Origin of the sequence: Rhodococcus sp. EPR-147, from assembly GCF_001647185.1 — a bacterium.
Taxonomy (GTDB): domain Bacteria; phylum Actinomycetota; class Actinomycetes; order Mycobacteriales; family Mycobacteriaceae; genus Rhodococcoides.
Map to the genome: position 1 here is coordinate 1 of NZ_LVCU01000401.1, position 4,353 is coordinate 4,353.

Consider the following 4,353-nt stretch of genomic DNA (forward strand, 5'->3'; position numbering starts at 1 on the left):
TCGGTCAGTATCGAGAGCAGTCGGGCGCCGCGATCGGTGAGCGAATACATGACCAACTTTCCCTCTCTGTTCGATGTGACGGCGTCCGCGGCTTTGAGTTTGCGGAGATGGTGGGAGACCAGCTTCTGGCTCTGTCCCACGATCCACGCAACATCGCAGCCGCACATCTGCCCGCCGGCGTTCAACGCGAGCGCGATGGTCAGTCGGGTGGGGTCACCGAAAGCTCGGGCAGCGTCGGCGACCGGTTCGATATCGCCGAGAGCAGGCAAGGCTGCGCGCACCCTCTCGGCGTGAGGGAGGTCCATACACAACAGATCGCACGAGTCCAAAGGTTCCAAGGCCATGGGCACAATCTAACAATCATGCGATCGTCAGGGAAGACCTTTCGGTCGACGTTCGTACGATTGTTAGTCTCACAACGGGTCGAAACGCCCATATCGGGCCCGTTGATCAGTCCGAACGAGTCGAGAAGGTAGTTGTATGAGCCGAGCGTTGAAGATTTCCCTGTCCCTGGTGGTCGTGTTCGCCGCCGCGTTGGCTGTATTTCTGGTGGTGGACCGATCGGGCACGCCGGATGCTGCCGCCGCCGAGCAGGCCGCCGCCGACCCTGCCTCGATCGCGGTGCGCGAGAACAGTCATCGGTTGAACTCGGTGCCCGACGGCCGGGTCACGTTCGTGGAGTTCCTCGACTTCGAGTGCGAGGCCTGCCGGTCTGTCTACCCAGCGATCGAACAATTGCGTGAGGAGTCCGGCGACCGGGTGAGCTTCGTGGCCCGCTACTTTCCCATCGCCTCGCACTTCAATGCCGAACGCGCCGCACGCGCTGTCGAAGCCGCAGCACAGCAGGGCGGCTTCGAGGACATGTATCAGCGCATGTACGAGACGCAGGCGCAGTGGGGCGAACAGCAGGTTCCGCAGGACGAGTTGTTTCGGAGCTTCGCCGTCGAGCAAGGACTCGACATGAGCGCCTTCGATGCCGCTTACACCGACCCTGCGACGCTCGAACGCATCGAGGCCGACGTCGCCGACGGGATCGCGCTCGGCGTCCAGGGCACCCCGACGTTCTTCCTCAACGGCACCAAGATCGAACCCACCACCTACGGAGACCTCACCGATGCCCTCGACGCTGCACTCGGCTGACCGCGCAGCCGCTCTCACCCGACGCAGCGGACCGTTCGCCCGAAGCCTGCCCTGGCTGCTGCTGGTAGGAGGCGTGATCGGACTGGCCGCCGCGTTCGTACTCACGGTAGAGAAGTTCGCCCTTGCGCTCGATCCCGCCTACGCCCCGACCTGCAGTATCAATCCGGTACTCAACTGCGGATCGGTGATGGACACCCCGCAGGCGTCTGCGTTCGGATTTCCCAATTCCCTTCTCGGGATCGCGGGCTTCGCCGTCGTGGCGGCAGTGGGTGCCGCCCTGCTCGCCGGAGCCGTGTTCGCGCAGTGGTTCTGGAGTGCACTGCAGGTCGGTGTCACTGCTGCTGCGGTCTTCGTGCACTGGCTGATCGTGCAGAGCCTCTACGACATCGGCGCGCTGTGCCCGTACTGCATGGCGGTGTGGGCGGTCACCGTACCGATCTTCTGGTACGTCACGCTGCGCAACCTCGACCGCGGGGCTCCGAGTGCGGGCCGGCGGCAGTGGGCGGGAGTGTTGATGCGCAATCACTCGATTGCGCTGACCGTGTGGTTTCTCGTCCTCATCGCCCTGATCGCGCAGCGTTTCTGGTCGTACTGGTCCACGCTCCTATGATCCGCGACGTACCGTTCGCCCCTCTGCCGATCTCTCGAGAAAGAAGGTCACGGCGATGACGCGCGGCTGGTCGATCGTCATGCTCGTCGTTGTCGTTGCATCGATCGTCGCACTGTGGCCCCGCTCCGGTGGCGTCGAGGGCGGCCCATCCGACGTCATCGCCAACAATGTCGCGCCGGTCGGACCCGAACCCACACTGTCCCGCCCGCCGGATGACGCGGCACGAGCAACAGCGCTACCGCTGTGTCCGCAGCCGGTGCCACACGAAGGTGGGCCGCTGGCGGGAGTGATGGCGCGCTGCATCGGCAGTGCCGACGATGTCGATCTCGTCGACGTTCTCGGCAGCGAGGTGACGCTGATCAACCTGTGGGCATCCTGGTGCGGCCCGTGCCGCACCGAGATGCCCGTAGTCGATGCCTACGCCGCAGAACCCGACGCGATCCCAGTCATCGGAATCAACGTCGAGGACCGACCCGCGGACGCGGCCGCGCTGCTCACGCAACTGGGCATCCGCTATCCGAACTACATCGACGGCGGCAGCGTCCAGGACGCGCTCTCGGCACCGCCGGTCCTTCCCCTGAGTTTTCTCGTCCGCCCGGACGGAACGATCGAGCGCATCACCGACCCGACAGTGTTCGAGACGACAGACCAGATCCGCACTGCAATAAAGGACTTCACCTCATGACACGTTTCCTACCCGTGTGGGTCGGTACTCGACGACAAGGCGGCACGCCCACCGCGGCAATCGGATCGATTCTTGCCGTCGTACTACTGATCTCCGGATGCTCCGCTGGTGCCGACGCTGCACCGTCCGGCGGGAGCTTCGACTTCGTCGCGCCCGGTGGCCGAACCGACATCGTCTACGACCCTCCCGAAACACGCGGAACCATAGGCGAGCTCGCCGGCCCCGATCTGATGGAGGAGGGCAAGACGACCGCTCTGGCGGACTACGACGGAAAGGTCGTCGTGATCAATCTCTGGGGTCAATGGTGTGGCCCCTGCCGCGGCGAAGCCGACGACCTCGAAGAGGTCTACGAGGCCACCCGTGAGCGCGGTGTGCAGTTCCTCGGTATCAATGTCCGAGATCCGCAGAAGGACAAAGCGCAGGACTTCGTGGTCGACAACAACGTCACTTACCCTTCGATCTACGACCCCTCGATGCGGACGCTGATCGCCCTCGGCGGGAACTATCCGACCAGCGTCATTCCCTCGACGCTGGTACTCGATCGCCAGCACCGGGTGGCCGCGGTCTTCATGCGAGCCCTGCTCACCGAAGACCTGCTTCCCGTCGTCGAACGGATAGCCGCGGAATGACGACTCTTCTCGCCCAAGACATCGGGTCGACGTTCCAGAACGCGGCATCGAGTGGGCCCCTACTGCTGGCGATCGCGGCATGCATGCTCGCCGGGTTGGTCTCGTTCGCCTCACCGTGCGTGGTGCCGCTGGTGCCGGGATACCTGTCCTACCTGGCAGGCATCGCCGGCGCCGACGCCCAATCAGCCCGCGACGCCCAATCAGCCCGCGGCACCCAATCGGCCTGCGAGGCTCAGTCAGCCGATGCCCGGACACCCAGCACCGCGACCGCCGGTACGTCGTCGACGGGTCTCGTGAATCGCTGGCGTGTGGCCGGTGCAGCGTCGTTGTTCGTCGCCGGGTTCACCATCGTCTTCGTCCTCGCCACAGCCTCGGTCTTCGGAGTCATCGGCACCTTGCGCATCAACGAGCAAGTACTCCAACGCGTGGGCGGGGTCATCACGATCATCATGGGTGCGGCGTTCATCGGGTTGATACCCGCACTGCAACGCGACACCCGATTCGCACCCCGGCAGATCTCGTCCCTTGCAGGAGCGCCGCTGCTCGGTGGGGTGTTCGCGCTCGGCTGGACGCCGTGCCTGGGTCCGACCCTTGCCGGCGTGCTGTCCGTGGCGGCAGGCACCGAAGGTGCAACCGCAGCCCGCGGGGTCACTCTCATCGTCGCGTACTGCCTGGGACTCGGCCTACCGTTCGTCGTTCTTGCGTTCGGTTCGAGTTCGGCGATGCGCGGTGTGGGGTGGCTTCGGAGGAACTCTCAGAGGATCAAGGTGGCGGGCGGTGTCATCATGATCGCCGTCGGCATCGCACTGCTGACCGGGGTGTGGGGGTTGTTCATCGCCTGGATCCGCAACGAATTCGTCAGTGCAGTGATCCTGCCCATCTGATCGTGATGTCGCCGAACCGCCACGCCGCATTGCATTGTTCGGGAGGCCGAACTATATTTTCAGGGTTCTGACATATTGTTGGTGCCGGAGGGTGTGGTCATGTCTGTGCTGCAGCGCCGATCGTCTCGGCCGCCCTCGAGGTTTCGGTCTGGCCTCGTTCTGCTCGGTCCTGCTTTCGTCGCCGCGATCGCCTACGTCGACCCCGGCAATGTCGCCTCCAACGTCAGCGCCGGCGCGCAGTTCGGGTACCTGCTGGTCTGGGTGATCGTCGCCGCGAACGTGATGGCCGGCCTCGTGCAGTTCCTCTCCGCCAAACTCGGCATCGTCACCGGAATGACACTGCCCGAAGTGGTCCGCGAGAAGTCGAGCAAGAGTGTGCGACTGGCATATTGGGGGCAAGCAGAA

The 4,353-nt window shown here is 64.5% G+C and carries 7 protein-coding genes; 6 read left to right on the forward strand and 1 reads right to left on the reverse strand.

All coding sequences use genetic code 11. The annotated features are described in order from the left end of the window. Positions 1 to 344 (reverse strand): ArsR/SmtB family transcription factor (locus A2J02_RS17975; RefSeq protein WP_068051802.1); only part of this gene is annotated, 344 nt, incomplete at its 3' end. Positions 345 to 480: 136 nt separating this feature from the next. Between A2J02_RS17975 and A2J02_RS17980 the strand changes: the two genes are divergently transcribed. From A2J02_RS17980 to A2J02_RS18005, 6 genes are all read left to right on the forward strand, one after another. Further along, entirely contained in the window at positions 481 to 1,140 is a 660-nt protein-coding gene (locus tag A2J02_RS17980; RefSeq protein ID WP_068051805.1) for a DsbA family protein, read from the forward strand. Continuing rightward, entirely contained in the window at positions 1,115 to 1,750 is a 636-nt protein-coding gene (locus tag A2J02_RS17985) for a vitamin K epoxide reductase family protein (RefSeq protein WP_008720128.1), read from the forward strand. Before A2J02_RS17980 ends, A2J02_RS17985 begins: the two co-directional genes overlap by 26 nt. 55 nt (positions 1,751 to 1,805) lie before the next feature. Next, positions 1,806 to 2,435, forward strand: a complete 630-nt coding sequence (locus tag A2J02_RS17990) for a TlpA family protein disulfide reductase (protein ID WP_008720130.1) — start codon at positions 1,806 to 1,808, stop codon at positions 2,433 to 2,435. After that, positions 2,432 to 3,064, forward strand: a complete 633-nt coding sequence (locus A2J02_RS17995; RefSeq protein WP_080733221.1) for a TlpA disulfide reductase family protein — start codon at positions 2,432 to 2,434, stop codon at positions 3,062 to 3,064. Before A2J02_RS17990 ends, A2J02_RS17995 begins: the two co-directional genes overlap by 4 nt. Next, on the forward strand, positions 3,061 to 3,948 hold the full coding sequence (locus tag A2J02_RS18000; protein WP_032373339.1) for a cytochrome c biogenesis CcdA family protein: 888 nt from the start codon (positions 3,061 to 3,063) through the stop codon (positions 3,946 to 3,948). Before A2J02_RS17995 ends, A2J02_RS18000 begins: the two co-directional genes overlap by 4 nt. A 99-nt stretch (positions 3,949 to 4,047) precedes the next feature. Continuing rightward, positions 4,048 to 4,353, forward strand: a 306-nt coding sequence (locus tag A2J02_RS18005; protein WP_197478056.1) for an Nramp family divalent metal transporter, incomplete at its 3' end; no start/stop codon positions are given.